Source organism: Paenibacillus glycanilyticus, assembly GCF_051200795.1.
GTDB lineage: Bacteria > Bacillota > Bacilli > Paenibacillales > Paenibacillaceae > Pristimantibacillus > Pristimantibacillus glycanilyticus.
On sequence record NZ_CP195155.1, the window covers coordinates 1,147,119 to 1,165,474 of the forward strand.

The 18,356-nt window shown below is 52.6% G+C and carries 15 protein-coding genes; 11 read left to right on the plus strand and 4 right to left on the minus strand.

Features of this window, described 5'->3' with window-relative positions; all coding sequences use genetic code 11:
- The first annotated feature begins 214 nt into the window (after nucleotides 1–214).
- The 6 genes from efeO to ACR9FF_RS05165 all read left to right on the plus strand — a co-directional run bounded on the left by efeO (nucleotide 215) and on the right by ACR9FF_RS05165 (nucleotide 6,834).
- Nucleotides 215–1,081, plus strand: coding sequence for an iron uptake system protein EfeO (gene efeO, locus ACR9FF_RS05140; RefSeq protein ID WP_435169487.1), 867 nt, complete (start codon nucleotides 215–217; stop codon nucleotides 1,079–1,081).
- A 4-nt stretch (nucleotides 1,082–1,085) separates the two neighbouring features.
- Nucleotides 1,086–2,375, plus strand: coding sequence for an iron uptake transporter deferrochelatase/peroxidase subunit (efeB, locus tag ACR9FF_RS05145; RefSeq protein WP_435169489.1), 1,290 nt, complete (start codon nucleotides 1,086–1,088; stop codon nucleotides 2,373–2,375).
- An 18-nt stretch (nucleotides 2,376–2,393) separates the two neighbouring features.
- Nucleotides 2,394–4,217: an FTR1 family iron permease gene (locus ACR9FF_RS05150; protein ID WP_435169491.1), complete on the plus strand. Its 1,824-nt coding sequence runs from the start codon at nucleotides 2,394–2,396 to the stop codon at nucleotides 4,215–4,217.
- Nucleotides 4,218–4,260: 43 nt separating this feature from the next.
- Nucleotides 4,261–4,473, plus strand: coding sequence for a hypothetical protein (locus ACR9FF_RS05155; RefSeq protein ID WP_015842624.1), 213 nt, complete (start codon nucleotides 4,261–4,263; stop codon nucleotides 4,471–4,473).
- A 105-nt stretch (nucleotides 4,474–4,578) separates the two neighbouring features.
- Nucleotides 4,579–6,060: a glycoside hydrolase family 26 protein gene (locus tag ACR9FF_RS05160; protein WP_435169493.1), complete on the plus strand. Its 1,482-nt coding sequence runs from the start codon at nucleotides 4,579–4,581 to the stop codon at nucleotides 6,058–6,060.
- Between the two features lie 69 nt (nucleotides 6,061–6,129).
- On the plus strand, nucleotides 6,130–6,834 hold the full coding sequence (locus ACR9FF_RS05165) for a hypothetical protein (protein WP_116393627.1): 705 nt from the start codon (nucleotides 6,130–6,132) through the stop codon (nucleotides 6,832–6,834).
- A 39-nt stretch (nucleotides 6,835–6,873) separates the two neighbouring features.
- Here the strand turns inward: ACR9FF_RS05165 and ACR9FF_RS05170 are convergent, their stop codons facing one another.
- Nucleotides 6,874–7,725: a lipase family protein gene (locus ACR9FF_RS05170; RefSeq protein WP_435169496.1), complete on the minus strand. Its 852-nt coding sequence runs from the start codon at nucleotides 7,723–7,725 to the stop codon at nucleotides 6,874–6,876.
- A gap of 423 nt (nucleotides 7,726–8,148) precedes the next feature.
- Between ACR9FF_RS05170 and thrS the strand changes: the two genes are divergently transcribed.
- Nucleotides 8,149–10,062 carry a threonine--tRNA ligase gene (gene thrS, locus ACR9FF_RS05175; RefSeq protein WP_435169498.1) on the plus strand — a complete coding sequence of 638 codons (1,914 nt, stop codon included), beginning with the start codon at nucleotides 8,149–8,151 and terminating at the stop codon, nucleotides 10,060–10,062.
- Nucleotides 10,063–10,091: 29 nt separating this feature from the next.
- Here thrS and ACR9FF_RS05180 read toward each other — a convergent pair whose 3' ends face one another.
- Complete coding sequence (locus tag ACR9FF_RS05180) at nucleotides 10,092–11,258, minus strand: magnesium transporter CorA family protein (protein ID WP_435169500.1); 1,167 nt, start codon at nucleotides 11,256–11,258, stop codon at nucleotides 10,092–10,094.
- A gap of 173 nt (nucleotides 11,259–11,431) precedes the next feature.
- Here ACR9FF_RS05180 and ACR9FF_RS05185 point away from each other — a divergent pair, with 173 nt between their 5' ends.
- Entirely contained in the window at nucleotides 11,432–12,001 is a 570-nt protein-coding gene (locus ACR9FF_RS05185) for a general stress protein (RefSeq protein WP_127495733.1), read from the plus strand.
- 76 nt (nucleotides 12,002–12,077) lie between these two features.
- Here ACR9FF_RS05185 and ACR9FF_RS05190 read toward each other — a convergent pair whose 3' ends face one another.
- The gene (locus tag ACR9FF_RS05190; protein ID WP_435169502.1) at nucleotides 12,078–13,340 is read right to left on the minus strand and encodes an NAD(P)/FAD-dependent oxidoreductase; all 1,263 of its coding nucleotides are present in this window, start codon (nucleotides 13,338–13,340) and stop codon (nucleotides 12,078–12,080) included.
- Nucleotides 13,341–13,364: 24 nt separating this feature from the next.
- On the minus strand, nucleotides 13,365–14,228 hold the full coding sequence (locus ACR9FF_RS05195) for an AraC family transcriptional regulator (RefSeq protein WP_201008454.1): 864 nt from the start codon (nucleotides 14,226–14,228) through the stop codon (nucleotides 13,365–13,367).
- 191 nt (nucleotides 14,229–14,419) lie between these two features.
- Between ACR9FF_RS05195 and ACR9FF_RS05200 the strand changes: the two genes are divergently transcribed.
- From ACR9FF_RS05200 to ACR9FF_RS05210, 3 genes are read left to right on the plus strand one after another with little or no spacing between them, the layout of a single operon-like run.
- Entirely contained in the window at nucleotides 14,420–15,592 is a 1,173-nt protein-coding gene (locus tag ACR9FF_RS05200; protein WP_336789432.1) for a galactokinase, read from the plus strand.
- Between the two features lie 31 nt (nucleotides 15,593–15,623).
- Nucleotides 15,624–16,610 (plus strand): UDP-glucose 4-epimerase GalE, encoded by a 987-nt coding sequence (galE, locus tag ACR9FF_RS05205; RefSeq protein ID WP_116393637.1) that lies wholly within the window; start codon nucleotides 15,624–15,626, stop codon nucleotides 16,608–16,610.
- Nucleotides 16,611–16,646: 36 nt separating this feature from the next.
- Nucleotides 16,647–18,236, plus strand: a complete 1,590-nt coding sequence (locus ACR9FF_RS05210) for a UDP-glucose--hexose-1-phosphate uridylyltransferase (RefSeq protein ID WP_435169505.1) — start codon at nucleotides 16,647–16,649, stop codon at nucleotides 18,234–18,236.
- Nucleotides 18,237–18,356 lie beyond the last annotated feature (120 nt).

Genomic DNA, 18,356 nt, shown 5'->3' on the forward strand with positions numbered 1-18,356 from the left:
CGTTCTTGTCTATTAGTGTGGGAAGTTGGAAGGCCTGCTATACACTATGCTTGAGCGGAGGCGGAGGAATAGGCGAAAGCCTGTCCATATGCGACAAGTGTCTAATAAAGGGTTAGTGCTAAAAATGCTAATTGACAATGATTATCATTGTGAATATACTCATTGGTAGTTCATTACGGAATTATATATTAATGGGATGAGGGGTTAAGGATTCATGAAAATCAAGGTAGCTGCGGTAGTGCTGGCAAGCACGATCGTATTTGCGGGATGCGGCTCGAACAATAACAATGCGGATAATGCTAAAGAGGCTGCCGCGAATACTACAACAAATACAGAACAATCGGCGCCAAAGGTGGAGAACTGGGATGAGATTACCGGCCAATACCGCCAGTATGCTCTCGATCAAACCGATAAGCTGGTTGCCGAAACCGATAAATTTGTTCAAGCGGTGAAGTCCGGCGATGTAGAGACGGCGAAGTCGCTGTACGCGCCAACCCGGATGTATTACGAGAGAATCGAGCCTATCGCGGAAGCTCTTGGCGATCTGGACCCTAATATCGATGCACGCGAAAATGATGTAGAGGAGAAAGACTGGCGCGGTTTCCACCGCATCGAGCAGGCGCTTTGGGTGAACAACGCAACTGCCGGCGCGGAAGATTATGCTTCCCGGTTACTTGACGATACGAAGACGCTTCGTGCCTTGATCGAAACGGTAGACGTAGAACCTAGCTTGCTCGTAACGGGAGCGGTTGAGCTGCTAAACGAGGTATCCTCTTCGAAGGTAACCGGCGAGGAAGAGCGCTATTCGCATACGGACCTGTATGATTTTGCGGCTAACGTGGAAGGCGCGAAAAAAATCTACGAGCTGCTGAAAGCCGAGCTGAACAAGCAGGACGCTGAATTGGAAGCGCAAATCGGCACAAGCTTTGATAACCTGGAGCAGGCACTCGCAGCGTATAAGAGCGGGGACGGATACGTTTCCTATACCGATCTGAAAGAAGAAGATACCAAGAAGTTGAGCCAATTGCTTGACGCATTAGCTGAACCGTTGTCCCAAATGGGAACGATTCTGGGAGCGTAATGAGATGACAACAGACAACAAGAATAATCAAGCTGGAGACAGCATCTTGGAGAAACCGATCAGCCGTCGGGATATTTTGCGGCTGGCCGGTGTTGGAGGCGCCGGGCTATTGCTTGGCGCTTCAGGCGTTGGAGCGATTTTCGGAGCAAAAGGCAGCTCCGCCTCGGTTGCGGCCAAGGCAAGCAGCGAGGACAGGATAGAATTTTACGGCAAGCATCAGGCCGGCATAACGACACCCGCGCAGGATTTTCTGATGTTCGCTGCCTTTGATCTGTCAACGAATTCGATTGATGATGTGCGCAAGCTGTTCAAGGCCTGGACGGAAGCTTCCGCATCCATGGCAAAGGGCGAAATGATCGGGGAGGTCAATGATAATCTGAATCTTCCTCCTGCCGATACGGGCGAAGCCGCGGGACTGAATCCTTCAAAAACAACGATTACGTTCGGCGTAGGACCGTCCTTTTTTGACTCCAGATTTGGGCTTGCCTCCAAACGGCCGGCTGCGCTTGTGGATTTGCCGGCCTTTGGCGGCGATGAGCTGCGCGAGGAATGGTGCGGGGGCGACATTGGCGTTCAGGTGAATGCCAACGACATGCAGACGGCCTTCCATGCGATCCGCAATCTGGCCCGCATCGCAAGGGGCAAGGCGGTGCTGCGCTGGACGCAGGAGGGCTTCCAGCGTACCGGCGGCGCCGATCCGAAGGGAGCAACTCCGCGCAATCTAATGGGCTTTAAGGACGGTACCGGCAATCCGGATACGAAGGACGAAGCGTTGATGAACGACGTCGTATGGGCGCAGAGCGGTGACGGCACGCCGTGGATGGCAGGCGGCAGCTATATGGTTGTCCGCCGCATCCGGATTCGGGTGGAAGTATGGGACCGTTCAACCCTTGGCGATCAGGAAGCGACATTTGGCCGGCATCGCGACAGCGGTGCGCCAATCGGCTCCAAGAACGAGTTCGATTCGGTGGACCTCGCCAAGAAGGATGAGAAAGGGAAGCCGCTTATCCCGGTAAATTCCCATGTTGCGCTGGCGCGGGGGAACGGCTCGGTCAAAATCCTCCGGCGATCCTATTCCTATTCGAGCGGCATGGATAACCGGACAGGGCAGTTTGATGCAGGACTCTTATTTATTTGTTATAACCGCGATACAAGAAAGCAGTTTATTCCGATGCAGCAGAAGCTTGGACAGATGGATGCCCTGAATGAATATATCGTTCACAACGGCAGCGCCGTATTTGCCTGCTTCCCTGGCGTACGCGAAGGCGGCTATATCGGCGATACGTTATTGTAGAAGGGAGAATGACTTGACATGACCGGGCAACATCAACTTAAAGCTTTAATCTCCCGAGTATTGCTGGTTCTAGTTGCGGTGTGGATCGGGACGTTTGCCGCAGCTTCAACGATTAGCCTCGGCAACACCGCTTATGCTGCGGATGCGTCGTCATCCGAACAGCTGGGCAAGCTGCTGCCGCTTGTTGGCGGCGCTCTTGCCGCGGCGGGCGAAGGTGATTGGCAGGATGCCAAGGATCATATCCGGCAGGCGAATGAGAGCTGGGAGCAGCTAAAGACCGGGGCGAAGGCAGACTCTGCCGATGTATCCTCGGCCATTGCTCACGCCACGGAAGCGTTGGATCAGGCGGCGAATAAGCCGGATGAGGCGAAGGCGGCTTTATCGGCGCTAGCGAAAGCGATCAATACGTTTGTGAAGAGCGAGAAAGCAGCCGAAGTGCCGGCGCTGTCAGGGAAAGACGCTGCCGCAAGCCTGCTGCCTCTGGCGGAGAAGCTGCTCGGCAGCATTGAGGCCGGGCAATGGGAGCAGGCGAATGCCGCATACAAGCAAATCAACGACGGTTGGCCGCCGATTGAACAATCTATCCGCAGCGAGAATTTTACCGTGTATGGCAAGCTGGAGACGAGCATGAGCATGATCCGGATTGCCTTGCAGGCCGAACCTCCACGTGCCGAGGATGCCAAGACTTATACAACAAACCTGATTACTCTTATCAATGACTATAAAGACGGGAAAATCGCAGCTGCAAGCACGGATTCGGAAGGGCTGACCATTGCGGATTTAATCGCGATATTAAATCAGGCATCGAATGATATTGCAGCGAACCATTATGCCGAAGCAAACGGTCAGATGCAATCCTTCATCAGCAGCTGGCCTGCCGTTGAGGGCCAGGTGTCAATCCGGTCCGCCGCGGTCTATCAGAACATCGAAATCAAGATGACCGATGTGTCCAAATATCTGCTGGCCGCAAATCCGGTACCGGATAAGGCGGAGGCGGTTATCCAAGAGATCCGCGGTCAGCTCGAACCGATGACGTCGGAGGCCAAATATACGGCATGGGATGCCGGAATGATTTTGCTGCGGGAAGGACTCGAGGCGATTCTTGTTCTTGCGGCATTGCTTGCTTATTTGAAACGCACGGACAATCAGTCCAAAAATGTCTGGGTATGGTCGGGCGTATGGACGGGATTGCTCTTGAGTATTGCCTTGGCCGTACTGTTGACTACGGTCATTGCGGAAGCAACCGCGGGCAGCGCGCGGGAAGCGATGGAAGGGATTACGGGACTTGTATCCGTGCTTCTGATGCTTTCCGTGGGCAACTGGCTGCACAAGAAATCGAATCTGCAGGCTTGGAACAAATTTATCGATGACCGGATGGGCAATGCGCTCGCCAAGGGAAGCTTGTGGTCCCTATTTATCGTTTCGGGCCTCGCGATTTTGCGGGAAGGCGCGGAGACGACAATCTTCTATATCGGCATGGCGGGCTCCATCGATCCCGTTCAGATGATCCTCGGAATCGGAGTCACGCTTCTCCTGCTCTTGATTATCGGCTTTGCGATCATCCGCTTTAGCGCGAAGCTGCCGATCCGTCCGTTTTTCCTAACGGCTTCGGCTCTCATCTATTACCTGGTAGTCCGTTTCCTAGGGGAAAGCATTCATTCGCTTCAGGTCGCTTCATGGCTTCCGGCGCATTCCTCGGGATCTCTTGCCACCATTGGTTCCCTGGGCGTATACCCGACATGGGAGACAACGATTCCGCAGTTGTTCGTTCTTGCGGTTATATTAACAAGAATCGGAATTGTGCAACTTCGCAAAGTCCCGGCCAGGGGGCTTGCCGATTGACGTTTCACTTGATATGCTGAGTACATTAAAGTGAGGTGATCATATGTCCGCCAATGAACATAATGAGGTTCAAGCTGAGGCGCCAGCGCAAGCTAAGCCGCTTACACAAGCTGAACGCGCGAAGCAGCTTCTTGCTCAGAAGAAGCAAGGGCAAAACGGAGCAGCCGGTCAGAAGCATCAATCGACTTCCACGCAGGCTATGAAGAGCCAGAATACGAAGAAAGTAAACAACCAGCGCAAAAAAATGGGTGTTTAATAAAAACATGCAGGGGCTGTCTTTAACTAGTCTATTCGGGACTAGGCAAAGGCAGCCTTTTTTCATAGCGATAGACACGCCCGAATACGTATAAATGCCGCCTCTTTGCCTCATCCTTGGAATAGAGAAGAGGAGGAGGTTCCCCTGCTGAGCTATTGGTTAACGCATCGCCGCAAGCTGCCCGGCCTGATGCTCGTCTGCGCTCTCATCGTCATGCTGGAAGGGGCGGAAAGCGCTGCTAGAAAACAACATCCGCTTGCTAATCCAAGCACCTATGCGGCTGCCGTACAAGTGGAAGAGGCACGTTATTCGGAGTGGACCATTCATGTCTCATCCTCGCATCCGAATTATCGGCTGGCGAAAGCCGAGCCGGTGTCCGGAGCCTATTTAGGTGCCTATGTGCTGCAGAACTCAACCATCCATAATAGCATGGCGGAGTTCAATAACTTAGCAGGGAAGCAGCATGCCAGCTTTTTTAAATATGTCGGTTACGGAGAGCCGTTCCCGTCCGATTGGGTGACTGAAGTAAAGGAAGCGGGCGCATTCCCCCACATTGCATGGGAGCCTAACGACGGGCTGACCAAGGTGAAGGACGATGCTTACCTGCGGACATTTGCCGAAGCGGCGCGCAAGGCCGATGTGCCCATTTTTCTGCGTTTCGCATCCGAAATGAACGGAACCTGGACGAATTACAGCGGAGACCCGGATCTCTATATCAAGACTTGGAGAATGGTTCATGACGTATTCGAGAAAATAGCCCCGAAAACGGCCATGGTCTGGACCGTGCTTAATGTGCCGGAGCGTCCGATTGAAGCCTATTATCCGGGTGACAATTACGTAGATTGGGTAGGAATCAACGTCTATAACGTAAGATATCATAACGGAGATATCCGGCAGCCGTCCGATTTCGAAGATCCGCTTCAGATGCTTGATTACGTGTATAACCGGTTCAGCAGGACAAAGCCGATTCAACTGTCGGAGTATGGCGTTACCCACTATACGGTGACCGACGGGGTGAAGGATAACGCTTTTGCCATTGCGAAAATCAATCGTCTGTATGCCAATCTTCCCAGGCTTTATCCAAGGGTTAAGGCTGTCTTTTATTTTGATGTGAACAATCTTGCGGAATATAATGAGGTACGGCGCATTAATGATTATTCCATCACGAATGAACCCCGGATCCTTGAAGCCTACAGACGGGCCGCAGGCAGTCCTTATTATTTGAGCCGTTTAGAGGAGGACTTTGGAAGCGGGAATTCCGCAATCGTAAACCAGCCGTTTACCTACCGCGGTCATATATTCAAGCTAGACGGAGAGCTGTATGTGGACGAGGAATTTTTCAGCCGGATCCTTCAGGCGGACGTGAAGACGATGAAGGACGGGACGATTCAGCTAATCCGATGGGACAACGGAATACCAAGAATGGCGCAGGTCCCGTTCGTTCCGCATAAAATATGGAGCGGTTACAAATTGAACGGCATTACCCCGTTATGGCGGGACATAAAAGCTCTCCCCCTTGTTCTGTCAGCCAAGGAGCTTGGCTACCGGATCAGCTGGAACGGAATTCACATCTACATGGAGGAATGAAACCGCTTATCCCCCCGCATAATGAAAGTACACAATTCCATTAACACAGCATGAACGGAGGGATGAATCATGACAGCGATCAGCGGCTCGCCTATACGGATTTACCTGCTGGCTGGCGTTGCTACAACCAAAGGCTATTTTGATGAATGCAGGAATCAGCTTGACCGGATATTTCGGGCGGATGGCCGCGAGCCAATCATTCATATTCTGCACCCGTATGGAGATGTAAGCCGTAATCTGTACCGGCAAATTGTTGAAGTCGGCACGGATCTTACCAACCGCTTGTCCATTGGCCGGATCGGCGGGCGTGCGGCATTCCAGCAAGTGAAGGAAACGATGAAGAGCGAGGAGGAGCCGATCCTTTTTATCGGACATAGCGGGGGAGGAGCAGCAGCCTATCAGGCGGGGAAAATGCTGCATCAGCAGCGTCTGAACCGGAATTTCCGGATTGTACAGGTGGGCTCGCCTCGTATTCCGATTCATCCGGAGCTGCGGGATAAAGTATGCTTTCTCCATTCCGTTGATACGGAAGGAAAACTCACCGATCCGATCAGCCGGATCGGTACTTGGGGAGGATGGTCGGCAGAAGGGGCATCGGTGCCTCGCTGGAACCGGTTCAAATATTCCCCGTCTATTGTGGAAGGGATTCCGTTAATCGGCGGACATGCTCATTATTTTTGTCATCAGACTCCTTACGTGGATCAGAATTCGGTATGCAATTTGGATAAGACCATTAACCGGGTACGGAACTGGCTCCTTCAATCCTGGACCTGAAAACGATAAAAAACTCCGCAGCTTTGCGGAGTTTTTTGTTCAAGTTAGCGGGCACCAGCCCGGCGGCTCCGAGCAAATCGCTTCGGCGAACTGCGGCTCCTCGCCGCATAAGTCGGCAAAATAGCTGCTCAGAATATGATTGCCGGAAACCGAGCCCATCCGGAAGGCGCGTTTTACCTCGCCTTTGACATGCATATAGAAATACGTTTTCTTCGTATCCGGAGACTGATAAACAAGCGGAGGCAGATGGGGAACGATATCGTATTCGTTTTGGAGGCGCCAATGCGTCTCGACCGTATTGTTGTATAGCTTGACGAAGCGAGTATCCCCGACCCTTGGAGCGCCAAAGGTATAGACGATGGGCGCGGTAAACGGTGTGTTGACGGCAATATCGAGGGCAGCTAAGGTAGCCAAGGCTCCGCCTAAACTATGGCCGGTAATAAATAACGGTTTTTCTACCGGCAGCTGCTCGATCAGATCAAGCACCTGCGAGCGGGTGGATGTATAAATGTCGGTAAAGCCTTTGTGGGTTTGGCCGGCATTTTTAACGGGACGGTATGTCGTCTGTTGGGCAATAAAATCCGATACCCAGTCCACGGCTGAACCGGAGCCCCGGAAGGCCAGAACGGAAGAACGGTCCGATTGCAAAACAAAGCCAAAGCGTTCCTCGGTATCATCATAAGCTTTGGCAGAGAAAGCCCCCACTAGTTCATACCCTCGGGGGACAAGGAAAAGGCCGTCCTTATTCTCGAATTGTGAGTAAGTCTGTCCAGCAATACCGGCAAGAAACAGGGCGATGCGGAGATCAAATTGCTGCGGCTGGCCTTGTCTCATTGGCCTTGGCAACGCCGTCGTCGTATTAGAATTGGACCTTCTCGTTGTTTTTGCCATATACGGATCCCTCCGCTCTTATCTTGGGCTGGTTATGTATACTATGTCTGGGCGCTTGTATGGGGAACTGATTCCTCTTGACTTTTTGAAATAAAACATTGTAACATAATAGCAATTTCATACGAAGGCCATGACCAAAGACATGATCTCCTTCCCTATAACCGCCCAGAGAGAGAAGCCCCGGCTGAAAGCTTCTTCGGTGAAAGATCGGGATTACCGCTTTGCAGCCGTCACCTGGAACCCGCAATTGCGGCTGTACACGTAACCGACTGATCCCCGTTAACGGATTCCAATGAGCATCGTCGCGCCGGTTACGCGCGGGATGGAATTAGGGTGGAACCACGAGCAGAACGCACTCGTCCCTTGCAGGGAGAGATGCGTTTTTTTGCGTTCAAAAAATAAGGAAGAATTGGAGGAGCAAAAATGGAGATTCAAGCTGTTTGGCCAGACGGAAGCATAAGGAGGGTATTGCAAGGCACGACCATTGCGCAGGTAGCGGAATCAATGGATGCCGATTGGAAGAAAACGATAATAGCGGGGGCAATCGACGGCACGATGACCGATCTTGATGATCCGTTTGGCGATGGTAGCCGAATCGACATGATTGCTCTGGACAGCCCGGAAGGGCTTTATATTTCCCGACATAGCACCGCGCATGTGCTTGCGCAGGCAATCAAACGGCTGTACGGCAGCGAAGCCGTAAAGCTGGGCATCGGACCGGTTATCGAGGACGGCTTTTATTACGATGTAGACCTTGCCCATACGCTTTCGACCAAGGATCTGGAAGCCATAGAGAAGGAAATGTGGAGCATCGTTAAAGAGAATTTGCCGATCAGGCGGAGAGTTGTATCGCGGGAGGAGGCGCTGGCTCTTTTCGAAGAAAAAGGGGAGCCGCTCAAGCTGGAGCTGATCCGGGATTTGCCGGAGGGCGAAGTAATCCGTATTTACGAGCAAGGGGAATTTGCGGACCTGTGCCGCGGGCCCCATTTGCCTTCAACCGGGCGAATCAAAGCCTTTAAGCTGCTTCACGTGGCAGGCGCTTATTGGAGGGGCAATTCCGACAATAAGATGCTTCAGCGCATCTATGGTACAGCATTCCTCAACAAGACGGAGCTAGCCGACTATTTGTACCAGCTGGAGGAAGCGAAGAAGCGGGACCACCGCAAGCTGGGCAAAGAGCTGGAGCTGTTCATGTTCTCGGAGGAAGCGCCGGGGATGCCGTTTTACTTGCCCAAGGGAATGGCGATAAGGACTGCGCTGGAAAGCTTCTCCCGGGAGCTGCTTAACCAGAACGATTATGAAGAAGTCCGCACGCCGTTTATGATGAACAAGCGGATGTGGGAGCAGTCGGGACATTGGGATCATTACAAGGACAACATGTATTTCACTAAGGTTGACGAGTCCGAATTCGCGTTAAAGCCAATGAACTGCCCGGGGCATATGCTGATCTTCAAGAACAGCTTGCGCTCCTATCGGGAGCTCCCGGTACGACTGGCGGAGTTCGGCCAGGTACACCGGCACGAGCTGTCGGGGGCATTAGGCGGCATGATGAGGGTACGCACGTTCTGCCAGGATGATGCCCATCTGTTTGTCCGTCCGGATCAGATTGAAGCGGAAATCGGCAAGGTCATGCATTTGATCGGTGAGGTGTACAAGGTATTCGGGTTTGCTTATACCGTCGAGCTGTCGACCCGGCCTGCCGATTATATGGGCTCGGATGAGCTGTGGGATGAAGCCGAGCAGTCTCTAAAGAATGTGTTGGATGCACAGGGAGTGAACTATCGCGTTAATGAAGGAGACGGTGCCTTTTACGGACCGAAAATCGACTTTCATATCGTGGACGCCCTGAAGAGAAGCTGGCAGTGCGGAACCATCCAGCTTGATTTCCAGATGCCGGAGAAATTTGATCTGTCTTATATCGGCGAAGACAATAAGAAGCAGCGGCCGGTTGTTATCCACCGCGCGGTTTACGGTTCTCTCGACCGGTTCATCGGTATTCTGATCGAGCATTACAGCGGGGCTTTCCCGATCTGGCTTGCCCCGGTGCAGGCCAAGGTAATACCGGTATCGGAGCATGAGCTGGATTACGCGCTTCAGATTAAATCGCAGCTTATTCAAGCGGGAATTCGGGTAGAAGTGGACGCCCGCAGCGAAAAGCTCGGCAATAAAATAAGGAAGGCCCAGCTTGAGAAGGTTCCTTATATGCTTGTCGTCGGGAAAAACGAGCGTCTAAGCGGCAGCGTATCGGTCCGCAAACGAGGCGAGGCGGAAGGATCCGTGCAGCAGCCGGAAGAGATCGCCGGAGCGATTATAGAGGAACTCCACAGCCGGAGATAGGCATGCAAAAAAGGCGCTTCCCGACGATTTTAGATCGTCTTGGAGCGCCTTTTGCGTGAAAGCTGGGACAGGTTCGGTTCCGTCTCCATACTTTCGCTTCTATCGGTTAACTGTTCTTCGAGCATTACGGCCTGCTTTTTGCTTTTCTTGTTTTTATTGGAATCCCGTCCCGTGAGCAAATCGCCGGTCCAGCCTTTTTGCCATAACCAGACATAAATCAGGATGGTGATGACAAGGATAACGACGCACATCCCCGCAAAGCCCAATTGATGAGTATCCCAAGGAAGCGGCTTGAAGTTTGTTCCCCATAGGGCACCTATAACGGTAGCAGGCGTAAAGATAACGGTGAAGATGGTCAGCGTCTTCATAATATCGTTGCCGCGGAAGCTGGAGAGCGCGTCATCCATCGAAATCAGCGTATCGATCTCGAGCGCGTAATGCTTCAACAGAGAATCAATCCGGTCCAGCTTGTAGGTGGTACGTTTGAATACTTCCGTCTCGGTCAGCGTGTCCATAAAAGCCTCCTGGGCAGCACCGTACAGCTCGCGGATAGGGATAAAAAGATGGCTCCAATGCAATAAATCATAGCGGCGTTCAAAAATGACGTCGAGGAGCCCCGTTCTATTCGAGATCCGCATGGCCTGCTCAAGCTCGCCCAACCTTTTTTCAAACCCGTCGAGTCCCGTGTGGAACGGTCCAAGCAGCTGCCCCAGCATAATAAAAAACGCTTCGGGAGCGGATGCGCAGTCTTTGAGCCTGGAAGTAACCGAATCATCCTGCAATCGAATCATGAGACGCAGGTCTGTATGCAGGGTAACAAGCTTATCCACGGTAAGCCAGAAGTGAAAAGGCTGCACATCGGTCATTTCCTCCGATGCCTGCAGCATCAAGGTGCCAGATACGATTGTACCGTGATCGGCATAATGCGCCACGGTAACCTTATTGACCTGTCTGCCCCAGCACTCGTCCAGCCAGCTTGAGCATTCGGGAAGGAGGCGCTTGCATGCCAATTGTTCTTCCATGTCTTCGTCTGTTACAGGAGGTGCTGTAAATGTCATAGATGCCTTAGACGTTTCCGTTTTTTTTCGATTGTCTTTGCGCTTTGGCAGTTCCTCGGTCGTCTCCATCGGAGGCCGTTCCAGCTGAAGCACATGCCATTCCCAGTCGTCGGGATAGCGAAGCATCCGGTGAATCATTTTTTACCTCCTGTTCATTCCTGTCTAAATTCCGATTTCCATGTCGCTTACTCTTCATCATAACCTGAACGGCTTTCTTGCACAACCTTCCTATAACCGAGATTAAACGAGATTGATTGCGGGTGAAACAGGGTATAACTACCTTGAAGGAAGAAGAGGAGGATGATGAGACAATGGCTAAAATAATTGGATCATTCGCTACACAGCAGCAGGTAATCGATACTATTCATTCCCTTGAGCAAGCCGGCTTCGTCCAAGGGGAAATGAAGATCCTCGCGAAGGATAGCGAGCATTCCCGGCGAATTGAAGCCGAGAGCGACATCCACGTCGACGAATTGACGGAGCTGGCGCAGACGGCAAACGAAGCGGAGAGGGACGAAAGCCGCGGAAGGGCTTGGACTGGGGCAGCTTTTATCCCGGCCATCGGTTTGACGGGAGGCGGCTCATGGAACCCGGGATTTGCGGCTGCGGGGCTGACGGCGATGGGAAATACGCTGACCGGCGATTATATTTTCGGCGATGAGGATCATATCGAAGGGGCTATGATGGCGCTTGGACTCGAGGAGCAGGAAGCAGCCTCCTGCCGCGATTCCATTCGGGAAGGCGCAACCTTAGTCATAATCGAGACGGAAGAGAGCAAATCCTTGCTGGATAAGGATGGCGGCCCAGATTTGTCGCGTCTTGGCATCGCGGAAGGCATTTACAGGGAGAACGGAGCGAAACGGATTTTTCACGGCTCCTGATTTCTCTCCGGAAATAGAAGAAGGGATTCGGCTCTTGGCTGAATCCCTTTTTGCGTGCTGCTGCGTCGCAACCGACTTATGCTTGAAGGGTTGGCCGCTTAAGTCCAACGATATCGGCGAGCGGATGATAACCCTCTTTAATGAGAGCAATCAGAATATTAGAGGCGATCATGCTGTAGACCGTGCCGTTGCCGCCGTAGCCCAGGCAGTAATAAACACCGGGCACACCCGGATCCTCGCCTACAAAAGGCAGATTATCGACCGATTCTCCGAAGGTCGCGCTCCATTCGTATTCGAACGGGGCATCCAGCATCGGGAAGTGTGCGGTCAGCTTGTTATACAGCCTATCTATTCGTTTAGTCCGCTCCCGCTCGCCTTCGATGGGATGCTCGGTCGGTTCATCCAGTCCTCCAATGATCACTCGTCCGTCCATAGTCGTTCTCATATATAAGTAAGGTCTGTCGGTTTCCCAGATCAGCATCTGTTTATGCCAATGAAGCAGCTTGTTCTTGTCCTGTACGGCGGTTACGGCAGCGAAGGAACGGTTCATGACTGGCCTGATCAACTGTCCCCGAAGCTCTTCGGGTTCATATCCAACGGCGTATACGACTTTGTCCGCCACAACGACATGTCCGCTGGCGGTTGCAAGCCGATGCTTGCCGTCTGCTGTACTCTCATGAGACACCACATCCGTATGCTCGAATATGCGCGCGCCGTTTGCCGTTGCCGCTTCTGCCATTCCGTGAACGAACCGGAACGGATTAATTTCGGCATCGCCGTTCGTAATAATCGCTCCGGAGCGGCGGAAGGGGAAATGCTTCGAAATCGTGTCCGCTTCCCAAAAATCGACATCAAAGCCGTTCTGCCTCAGGGTCTCGTACTCCTTCCGAAGCTTCGGAAGATCCTGCTCCGAGCTGGCGTAATAAAGGCTGCTTCGCGGCACGAAATGGGAATTGGCAGACAGCTTGCCCGAAATTTTGCCAATCTGCGCAACGGCATCCTTGCAGGCAGCATAGAAGCTTACCGCAGCCTGTCTTCCGATCTGCCCGATCAATTCGCATAGCATAATATCATTGGAAAATTGCAATAATCCCGTATTGGCGGAAGTGCTTCCGCCCGCAATCGTCTCTCTCTCCATAATGGCGACGTTGATGCCGCTATTCTGCAACGCATAGGCACACATGGACCCGGACATTCCGCCCCCGATAATGGCTACTTGCACTTGTATGTCTTCCGACAGGGCGGAATATTCCTTGTATTGCTCCTCGGTTGTCGGCCAGAACAACCGTCCGCTGTGCAGCTCCTTCATAAAGATCACCTCGCCCGTTAATATGCCCAATTATGGGCTAACCTTGAATACCCGTTACGACTTCATTTGACGCATGGATTCGCGGTAGGCGGAGGGGGATAAGCCGTAGAATCGGCGGAATTGCTTGGAGAAATACAAGGAGTCCTGAAGCCCGACGGATGCCGCTATCTGCTCGATAGTAAGTCCTTCGCGTTCCCGGATCATTTGCCGGGCCTTGTCGATCCGGAGCTTGAGCAGGAACGTAATCGGCGATTCGCCTGTATAACGTTTGAATACCCGAGAAAGATAAGCGCGGTTGTAGCCGAAGGACTCGGCCATCTGCTCGATCGATACGGGCTGGGCGTATTGGGTTGATAAATAATGAATCATTTGCTGGATCAGCTTATCGGTGTCATCTACATCCGTCATAGCTCCGTTATCTTCAGCCAATTGATGAACCGTGCAGAATTCAGCCAGCAGCAGCTGCAAATAACCGGCGGCTTTCAGATGGGCTGCAGGATCGTTTTTGCGAAAAATGCTGAAAATGTGGTTGTACAGGACGCCTAAGCGCCTTATCGCAGCCGTCTCGGCGACGGGATTGGCCACGGAGAAGCCAGCCGCCTGCACAAGCTCCGCTGCCTGCGGGCCGTTAAAGGCGACCCAGCGGTAAAGCCAAGGCTCGTTGGCATCGGACACATAGCTGACAAGCGCCTCGGGTTCGATCAGGAAGGTATCCCCAGCCCGAAGAAGATAGCTTTTTCCTCCGCAGGTGAATTCTCCTTTCCCTTCAAGCACCGTATGCATGAGGTAAAAATCATATACTTTAGGTCCCCGCTGATGAGACGGTTTGGTTTGGCTCTCGCCTGCAAACAATACATTCATGTGCTCGTTGTACGTAATGACGGGATTGGAAGCTACCTTATAAGTATCTTGCCTCATCTTTGACGGCACCTGCCTTCCGGTGTTGGATTTACGATAATCCCATTTTATCATGCCAAGAAGCTTGCTAAAAGTCACATAAATCCATGTAAAAAGCACTTTGCGCCATTTTGCTCGGGCAATCGCTTGCGTTATACTGAAAACAGAACAAAGGCTTCAAAAATTATACAAAAAAGGACTGTTGCAAGCATATGGCCTCTATCGAGCAGCTTACACAACAATTTATACAGCAATTCGGCGGAGAAGCCGCTGAGATCAAAGCTTTTCACGCACCGGGACGCGTTAATCTGATTGGCGAGCATACCGACTATAACGGCGGTTACGTATTCCCGGCAGCACTTACGTTCGGCACAACCTTGCTGATCCGCAAGCGCGATGACCGTCAGCTTGGACTCGCGACGACAAACTTCCCTTCCTCCAAATCGCTAGACATCGACAACATCGCATACGACGAAGCGGATGACTGGATGAACTATCCGAAAGGGATCGTTTACGAACTGGAGCAAAAGGGTATCAAATTCAGCAGCGGTTACGATCTGCTTTTCCATGGCGAGATTCCGAACGGCGCGGGCTTGTCCTCTTCCGCATCGATTGAAGTCGTAACGGCTTACGCTTTGCTTACGATGGAAGGCCAGCCTACGGATACGGTTCAAATTGCCCTTCTGTCCCAGAAATCGGAGAACGAATTCAACGGCGTGCAATGCGGCATCATGGACCAATTCGCAGTAGCTAACGGCAAGAAGGACCATGCGATTCTGCTGATGTGCGACACGCTGGAGTACGAACTCGTTCCGTTCCAATCCGGCGCTTACAAGCTTGTCATCGGCAACACGAACAAACGCCGCGGCCTGGTAGACTCCGCGTATAACGAACGCCGCTCTCAATGTGAGCAGGCCGTTGTTGACCTGCAGGCGGCATTCCCTGAGCTGAAGCTTCTGGGCCAAATCAACCTGGAGCAGTTCAACGCAAACAAACATCTGATCAAGGATGAAGTTGTCCGCAACCGTGCACAGCACGTAGTCGAAGAGATCGACCGCGTTCTTCGCTCGATGGATGCCCTGAAAGCCAATGATCTCGAAGCGTTTGGCCAATACATGAACGGTTCGCATGATTCGCTCCGCGATTTGTACGAAGTAACGGGTCCCGAGCTTGACGCGATGGTTGCGGCTGCACGCCAGGTTCCGGGTGTGCTTGGCTCCCGCATGACGGGCGCGGGCTTCGGCGGCTGTACCGTATCGCTTGTTCACGAAGACAGCATCGAACGCTTCAAGGAAGAAGTAGGACGCAAATATACGGAAGCAACGGGACTTACTCCGGACTTCTACGTATGCAGCATCGGCAATGGTGTAGAACAGCTTCAATAATATAAAACATAGAGAAAGTGGGATGAGGAGTATGGCAGTATTGGTAACCGGAGGAGCGGGCTATATCGGTTCGCACGCCGTGGCTGCTCTTGCAGAACGCGGAGAAGAAATCGTGGTAGTCGATAATCTGCAGCAAGGTCACCGAGAGGCGGTTGTTGGAGGCAAGCTGTACGTAGGCGACCTTCGCGATGCGGAATTTATGGATACGGTGTTTAAAGAAAACAAGATTGACGCGGTTATTCACTTCGCGGCAAACTCGCTGGTTGGCGAGAGCATGACAAACCCTGCGAAATATTATCATAACAATGTGTACGGTACGCTATGTCTGCTGGAAAAAATGATCGAGCATGACGTAAAGAAGATCGTCTTCTCTTCGACGGCGGCAACTTACGGCGAGCCCGAGAACGTGCCGATCGACGAATTCGACCGCACGCTTCCAACGAACACTTACGGCGAAACGAAGCTGGCGATGGAAAAAATGATGAAGTGGTTCGATGTCGCTCATGGCCTCAAATACGTATCGCTTCGTTACTTCAACGCAGCGGGCGCTCACGCCAGCGGCAAAATCGGCGAAGATCATAGCCCGGAAACCCATCTGATTCCGATCGTGCTCCAGGCTGCGCTTGGCCAACGTCCTCATATCTCGGTATTCGGCGACGATTACGCAACGCCGGACGGCACTTGCATCCGCGATTATATCCATGTGAGCGACCTTGCCGACGCCCACGTCCTTGCCGTAGATAAGCTTCGTCAAGGCTCGGACAGCGCGATTTACAACCTTGGCAACGGCCAAGGCTTCTCCGTCAAAGAAGTGATTGAGATTGCCCGCAAGGTAACGGAGCGCGAGATCAAAGCGGTTATCGAGCCTCGCCGCGCAGGCGACCCGGCTACGCTTGTTGCATCTTCCGCACGTGCCCGCAAGGAGCTGGGCTGGAACCCATCCCGCGCAAATCTCGAGGACATTATTCGCAGCGCCTGGAACTGGCACGTCAATCACCCTAACGGCTACAGCAACTAAGCAGCCGCTTAGGAACGGAAAGGAGCTTTTTACATCATGACAGTCAAAGAAAACACGACCGTTACCGCAGCGGAAGCGCTTGTCCTGATCGACAGGCTTGTCCAATTTGCCCTTCGCCAAGGAATGATTGAGCCGCTTGACGTGAACTATTCCCGTAATGCGCTGCTGGATTTGTTCAAGTTCACGGAGCCGCATGAAGGCGAGATTCCGGAGGAAGAGCTGGACAGCCCGGTATCACTGCTGGAGCCTTTGCTCGATTACGGTTATTCGATCGGCCTGATCGAAGACAACATTTTGACTTACCGCGATTTGCTGGATGCCCGCATTATGGGGCTGCTTATGCCGCGTCCTTCCGAGGCTGCGGCTGCGTTCCGCAAGACAACGGCAGAGGCCGGCATCAAGGCGGCAACGGACGCTTTTTACAAGCTGAGCATCGATTCCAACTATATCCGGATGGACCGCATCCAGAAAAATAAATACTGGCTGCACGAAACCGAATACGGCGAACTGGAAATTACGATCAATCTGTCGAAGCCGGAGAAGGATCCGAAGGAAATTGCTCTGCTCAAAACCTTGCCGCAGGCGCATTACCCGAAATGCCTGCTGTGCGAGCAGAACGTCGGCTACGCCGGCCGCGCGGATCATCCGGCACGCCAGAACCTGCGCGTGCTGCCGCTGACGCTGGATAACCAGCAGTGGTACTTCCAGTATTCGCCGTACGTGTACTATAACGAGCACAGCATCGTGTTCAAAGGCGCGCATGAGCCTATGGTAATCTCGCATGGCACCTTCAAGCGCCTGCTGGACTTCGTGGAGCAGTTCTCGCATTATTTCATCGGCTCCAATGCCGATCTGCCGATCGTTGGCGGCTCGATCCTAAGCCATGACCATTTCCAGGCTGGACGCCATACCTTCCCGATGGAGAAGGCAAAGCCGGTAGCTTCGTTTACCGATCCGTCCTTGCCGGGCGTACGCTTCAGCATCGTGAATTGGCCAATGTCGGTTGTCCGCGTAAACGGCGCTTCCAAGGAAGATGTCCTGCAGGCAGCCTGCCGGATGCTCGATACATGGCGCGGCTACAGCGACGAAGCGGTTGACGTGCTTGCTTTTACGGCTAACGGCGACGGATCGCTTACTCCGCATAACACGATTACTCCGATTGCAAGGCTGCTTGATGACGGTGCTTACGAGATTGATCTCGTGCTCCGCAACAACCGGACCAGCGAAGAGCATCCGATGGGGATTTTCCATCCGCATCAGCACTTGCATCATATCAAGAAGGAAAATATCGGCCTGATTGAGGTTATGGGTCTAGCCGTGCTTCCTGGCCGCCTGAAGGCTGAGCTTGAACAGATTGCCGGTTATCTGACCGGCAAGACCGAAGCGCTCCATAGCGAGCTGCACAGCGCGGACCATCCGCTCCGTCTTCACGCGGAATGGATTGAATCGCTGGTAGCCCGCTATGGCACTTCCAATACGGATGAACAGGCGCAAGCTATCGTGGAAGGCGAGACAGGCTCCAAGTTCTCCGAAGTATTGAAGGACGCTGGCGTGTTTAAGCAAACCGAAGAAGGCCATGCCGCATTCCAGCGTTTCCTCGCTGCATTCGGCCTGAAACAAGCCTAATATTCTAGGTCTAAAGCCGTCGTATTGCCCTTGGGACATATACGACGGTTTTTTCATATGAGGAATGTGCAATAATACAAATCTGTAAAGAAATTAATTTGTAAATCGAAAAAAATTATG

Bases quoted from the DNA above. Each gene is read 5' to 3' on its own strand.
- efeO (WP_435169487.1), top strand. From the start codon at position 215: ATGAAAATCAAGGTAGCTGCGGTAGTGCTGGCAAGCACGATCGTATTT.
- efeB (WP_435169489.1), top strand. From the start codon at position 1,086: ATGACAACAGACAACAAGAATAATCAAGCTGGAGACAGCATCTTGGAG.
- ACR9FF_RS05150 (WP_435169491.1), top strand. From the start codon at position 2,394: ATGACCGGGCAACATCAACTTAAAGCTTTAATCTCCCGAGTATTGCTG.
- ACR9FF_RS05155 (WP_015842624.1), top strand. From the start codon at position 4,261: ATGTCCGCCAATGAACATAATGAGGTTCAAGCTGAGGCGCCAGCGCAA.
- ACR9FF_RS05165 (WP_116393627.1), top strand. From the start codon at position 6,130: ATGACAGCGATCAGCGGCTCGCCTATACGGATTTACCTGCTGGCTGGC.
- ACR9FF_RS05170 (WP_435169496.1), bottom strand. From the start codon at position 7,725: ATGGCAAAAACAACGAGAAGGTCCAATTCTAATACGACGACGGCGTTG.
- thrS (WP_435169498.1), top strand. From the start codon at position 8,149: ATGGAGATTCAAGCTGTTTGGCCAGACGGAAGCATAAGGAGGGTATTG.
- ACR9FF_RS05180 (WP_435169500.1), bottom strand. From the start codon at position 11,258: ATGATTCACCGGATGCTTCGCTATCCCGACGACTGGGAATGGCATGTG.
- ACR9FF_RS05185 (WP_127495733.1), top strand. From the start codon at position 11,432: ATGGCTAAAATAATTGGATCATTCGCTACACAGCAGCAGGTAATCGAT.
- ACR9FF_RS05195 (WP_201008454.1), bottom strand. From the start codon at position 14,228: ATGAGGCAAGATACTTATAAGGTAGCTTCCAATCCCGTCATTACGTAC.
- ACR9FF_RS05200 (WP_336789432.1), top strand. From the start codon at position 14,420: ATGGCCTCTATCGAGCAGCTTACACAACAATTTATACAGCAATTCGGC.
- galE (WP_116393637.1), top strand. From the start codon at position 15,624: ATGGCAGTATTGGTAACCGGAGGAGCGGGCTATATCGGTTCGCACGCC.
- ACR9FF_RS05210 (WP_435169505.1), top strand. From the start codon at position 16,647: ATGACAGTCAAAGAAAACACGACCGTTACCGCAGCGGAAGCGCTTGTC.